This window comes from Streptococcus vicugnae (genome assembly GCF_016461705.1).
Lineage (GTDB): Bacteria > Bacillota > Bacilli > Lactobacillales > Streptococcaceae > Streptococcus > Streptococcus vicugnae.
Genome location: NZ_JAEMHW010000010.1, coordinates 1 through 5022, shown reverse-complemented (window position 1 = coordinate 5022; position 5022 = coordinate 1). Strand labels below are relative to the sequence as shown.

Below are 5022 nucleotides of genomic sequence, written 5' to 3'. Positions count from 1 at the left end.
TGCTAAGCGACTACCATATCTAACAGGGGGCAACCCCCAACTACATCAGGCGTGCTAGGGCTTAACTTCTGTGTTCGGCATGGGAACAGGTGTATCTCCTAGGCTATCGTCACTTAACTATGATTGATTATCCAATCAAAATTGAATACCTATATATTCTAACAAGTTTCCGACTCGCTGTCAATCTTTCTCAGTTACTTTGGATAAGTCCTCGAGCTATTAGTATTAGTCCGCTACATGTGTCACCACACTTACACTTCTAACCTATCTACCTGATCATCTCTCAGGGCTCTTACTGATATAAAATCATGGGAAATCTCATCTTGAGGTGGGCTTCACACTTAGATGCTTTCAGCGTTTATCCCTTCCCTACATAGCTACCCAGCGATGCCTTTGGCAAGACAACTGGTACACCAGCGGTAAGTCCACTCTGGTCCTCTCGTACTAGGAGCAGATCCTCTCAAATTTCCTACGCCCGCGACGGATAGGGACCGAACTGTCTCACGACGTTCTGAACCCAGCTCGCGTGCCGCTTTAATGGGCGAACAGCCCAACCCTTGGGACCGACTACAGCCCCAGGATGCGACGAGCCGACATCGAGGTGCCAAACCTCCCCGTCGATGTGAACTCTTGGGGGAGATAAGCCTGTTATCCCCAGGGTAGCTTTTATCCGTTGAGCGATGGCCCTTCCATGCGGAACCACCGGATCACTAAGCCCGACTTTCGTCCCTGCTCGAGTTGTAGCTCTCGCAGTCAAGCTCCCTTATACCTTTACACTCTGCGAATGATTTCCAACCATTCTGAGGGAACCTTTGGGCGCCTCCGTTACCTTTTAGGAGGCGACCGCCCCAGTCAAACTGCCCGTCAGACACTGTCTCCGATAGGGATAACCTATCTAGGTTAGAGTAGCCATAACACAAGGGTAGTATCCCAACAACGCCTCCACCGAAACTAGCGTCCCGATTTCATAGGCTCCTACCTATCCTGTACATGTGGTACAGATACTCAATATCAAACTGCAGTAAAGCTCCATGGGGTCTTTCCGTCCTGTCGCGGGTAACCTGCATCTTCACAGGTACTAAAATTTCACCGAGTCTCTCGTTGAGACAGTGCCCAAATCATTACGCCTTTCGTGCGGGTCGGAACTTACCCGACAAGGAATTTCGCTACCTTAGGACCGTTATAGTTACGGCCGCCGTTTACTGGGGCTTCAATTCACACCTTCGCTAATGCTAAGCGCTCCTCTTAACCTTCCAGCACCGGGCAGGCGTCACCCCCTATACATCATCTTACGATTTAGCAGAGAGCTGTGTTTTTGATAAACAGTTGCTTGGGCCTATTCACTGCGGCTGACTTAAAGCCAGCGCCCCTTCTCCCGAAGTTACGGGGCCATTTTGCCGAGTTCCTTAACGAGAGTTCTCTCGCTCACCTGAGGCTACTCGCCTCGACTACCTGTGTCGGTTTGCGGTACGGGTAGAGTATAATTAACGCTAGAAGCTTTTCTTGGCAGTGTGACATCACTAACTTCGCTACTAAACTTCGCTCCCCATCACAGCTCAATGTTAAAGATATAAGCATTTGACTCATATCACACCTCACTGCTTAGACGTGCACTTCCAATCGCACGCTTTAGTTAGCCTACTGCGTCCCTCCATCACTATATACTCTAGTACAGGAATATCAACCTGTTGGCCATCGGATACACCTTTCGGTCTCTCCTTAGGTCCCGACTAACCCAGGGCGGACGAGCCTTCCCCTGGAAACCTTAGTCTTACGGTGGACAGGATTCTCACCTGTCTTTCGCTACTCATACCGGCATTCTCACTTCTATGCGTTCCAGCGCTCCTCACGGTACACCTTCATCACACATAGAACGCTCTCCTACCATACCTAAAAGGTATCCACAGCTTCGGTAATATGTTTTAGCCCCGGTACATTTTCGGCGCAGGGTCACTCGACTAGTGAGCTATTACGCACTCTTTGAATGAATAGCTGCTTCTAAGCTAACATCCTAGTTGTCTGTGCAACCCCACATCCTTTTCCACTTAACATATATTTTGGGACCTTAGCTGGTGGTCTGGGCTGTTTCCCTTTCGACTACGGATCTTAGCACTCGCAGTCTGACTGCCGATTATATCTCGTTGGCATTCGGAGTTTATCTGATATTGGTAATCCGGGATGGACCCCTCAATCAAACAGTGCTCTACCTCCAAGAGACTTAACATCGACGCTAGCCCTAAAGCTATTTCGGAGAGAACCAGCTATCTCCAAGTTCGTTTGGAATTTCTCCGCTACCCACAAGTCATCCAAGCACTTTTCAACGTGCCCTGGTTCGGGCCTCCAGTGAGTTTTACCTCACCTTCACCCTGCTCATGGGTAGGTCACATGGTTTCGGGTCTACGACATGATACTAATGCGCCCTATTAAGACTCGGTTTCCCTACGGCTCCGTCTCTTCAACTTAACCTCGCATCATATCGTAACTCGCCGGTTCATTCTACAAAAGGCACGCTCTCACCCATTAACGGGCTCGAACTTGTTGTAGGCACACGGTTTCAGGTTCTATTTCACTCCCCTCCCGGGGTGCTTTTCACCTTTCCCTCACGGTACTGGTTCACTATCGGTCACTAGAGAGTATTTAGGGTTAGGAGATGGTCCTCCCAGATTCCGACGAGATTTCTCGTGTCTCGCCGTACTCAGGATACTGCTAGGGTTAAAGACTATTTCGAATACGAGGCTATTACTCTCTTTGGCTTACCTTCCCAGGTAATTCTTCTATAATCTTGTCGTCCCACAACGCAGTCCTACAACCCCGATGTGTAAACACATCGGTTTGCCCTCTTACCTTTTCGCTCGCCGCTACTAAGGCAATCGCGTTTGCTTTCTCTTCCTGCAGCTACTTAGATGTTTCAGTTCACTGCGTCTTCCTCTACATTACCTTAACAGTAATGAGTGACATGCATTACATGCCGGGTTCCCCCATTCGGACATCTCTGGATCAATGTTTACTTACAACTCCCCAAAGCATTTCGTCGTTAGTCACGTCCTTCATCGGCTTCTAGTGCCAAGGCATCCACCGTGCGCCCTTATTAACTTAACCTTATTTTGGTCTGTTGACCTTAAACTCATTAAATCACAGCGTTTCGGTTTATTTCTTGTTACTATCTACAATTCAATTTCTTGAATCGTGGAATTTGATATAGATATTCAATTTTCAATGGACAATCTTTGAATCTTTCGATTCAATGGAGCCTAGCGGGATCGAACCGCTGACCTCCTGCGTGCAAAGCAGGCGCTCTCCCAGCTGAGCTAAGGCCCCACAAGACCTCTCAAAACTAAACAATACTCCAAACGTGCTTCCGTTTATCCTTAGAAAGGAGGTGATCCAGCCGCACCTTCCGATACGGCTACCTTGTTACGACTTCACCCCAATCATCTATCCCACCTTAGGCGGCTGGCTCCTAAAAGGTTACCTCACCGACTTCGGGTGTTACAAACTCTCGTGGTGTGACGGGCGGTGTGTACAAGGCCCGGGAACGTATTCACCGCGGCGTGCTGATCCGCGATTACTAGCGATTCCGACTTCATGTAGGCGAGTTGCAGCCTACAATCCGAACTGAGATTGGCTTTAAGAGATTTGCTTGCCGTCACCGACTCGCGACTCGTTGTACCAACCATTGTAGCACGTGTGTAGCCCAGGTCATAAGGGGCATGATGATTTGACGTCATCCCCACCTTCCTCCGGTTTATTACCGGCAGTCTTGCTAGAGTGCCCAACTTAATGATGGCAACTAACAATAGGGGTTGCGCTCGTTGCGGGACTTAACCCAACATCTCACGACACGAGCTGACGACAACCATGCACCACCTGTCACCGATGTTCCGAAGAAACTTCCTATCTCTAGGAATAGCATCGGGATGTCAAGACCTGGTAAGGTTCTTCGCGTTGCTTCGAATTAAACCACATGCTCCACCGCTTGTGCGGGCCCCCGTCAATTCCTTTGAGTTTCAACCTTGCGGTCGTACTCCCCAGGCGGAGTGCTTAATGCGTTAGCTGCGGCACTAAGCCCCGGAAAGGGCCTAACACCTAGCACTCATCGTTTACGGCGTGGACTACCAGGGTATCTAATCCTGTTTGCTCCCCACGCTTTCGAGCCTCAGCGTCAGTTACAGACCAGAGAGCCGCTTTCGCCACCGGTGTTCCTCCATATATCTACGCATTTCACCGCTACACATGGAATTCCACTCTCCCCTTCTGCACTCAAGTCTAACAGTTTCCAAAGCGAACAATGGTTAAGCCACTGCCTTTAACTTCAGACTTATTAAACCGCCTGCGCTCGCTTTACGCCCAATAAATCCGGACAACGCTCGGGACCTACGTATTACCGCGGCTGCTGGCACGTAGTTAGCCGTCCCTTTCTGGTAAGTTACCGTCACTGTGTGAACTTTCCACTCTCACACACGTTCTTCTCTTACAACAGAGCTTTACGATCCGAAAACCTTCTTCACTCACGCGGCGTTGCTCGGTCAGGGTTGCCCCCATTGCCGAAGATTCCCTACTGCTGCCTCCCGTAGGAGTCTGGGCCGTGTCTCAGTCCCAGTGTGGCCGATCACCCTCTCAGGTCGGCTATGTATCGTCGCCTTGGTGAGCCGTTACCTCACCAACTAGCTAATACAACGCAGGTCCATCTACTAGTGATGCAATTGCACCTTTCAAGCTCCTAACATGAGTTAAAAGCTGTTATGCGGTATTAGCTATCGTTTCCAATAGTTATCCCCCGCTAGTAGGCAGGTTACCTACGCGTTACTCACCCGTTCGCAACTCTTCCAACTTTAGCAAGCTAAAGTCTTCAGCGTTCTACTTGCATGTATTAGGCACGCCGCCAGCGTTCGTCCTGAGCCAGGATCAAACTCTCATTTAATCTTGTTCTCATTCTGTCACTGACAGATTTATCGTTTTTGACAGGTTACTTCCGTAACCCGCACGTTTGGTTCGTATTGTTCAGTTTTCAAAGGTCTTTGT

General features: G+C 49.4%; 1 tRNA gene and 3 rRNA genes. All 4 read right to left on the bottom strand.

What is annotated here, in order from left to right:
- Window position 1: 1 nt before the first annotated feature.
- Window positions 2-117 (bottom strand): 5S ribosomal RNA (gene rrf / locus JG537_RS09595).
- 82 nt (window positions 118-199) lie between these two features.
- Window positions 200-3099 (bottom strand): 23S ribosomal RNA (locus JG537_RS09590).
- Between the two features lie 146 nt (window positions 3100-3245).
- Window positions 3246-3318: transfer RNA gene (locus tag JG537_RS09585), tRNA-Ala, on the bottom strand.
- Between the two features lie 54 nt (window positions 3319-3372).
- Window positions 3373-4921, bottom strand: a 16S ribosomal RNA gene (locus JG537_RS09580).
- Together the 16S, 23S and 5S rRNA genes with 1 tRNA gene alongside form the textbook arrangement of a ribosomal RNA operon.
- Window positions 4922-5022 lie beyond the last annotated feature (101 nt).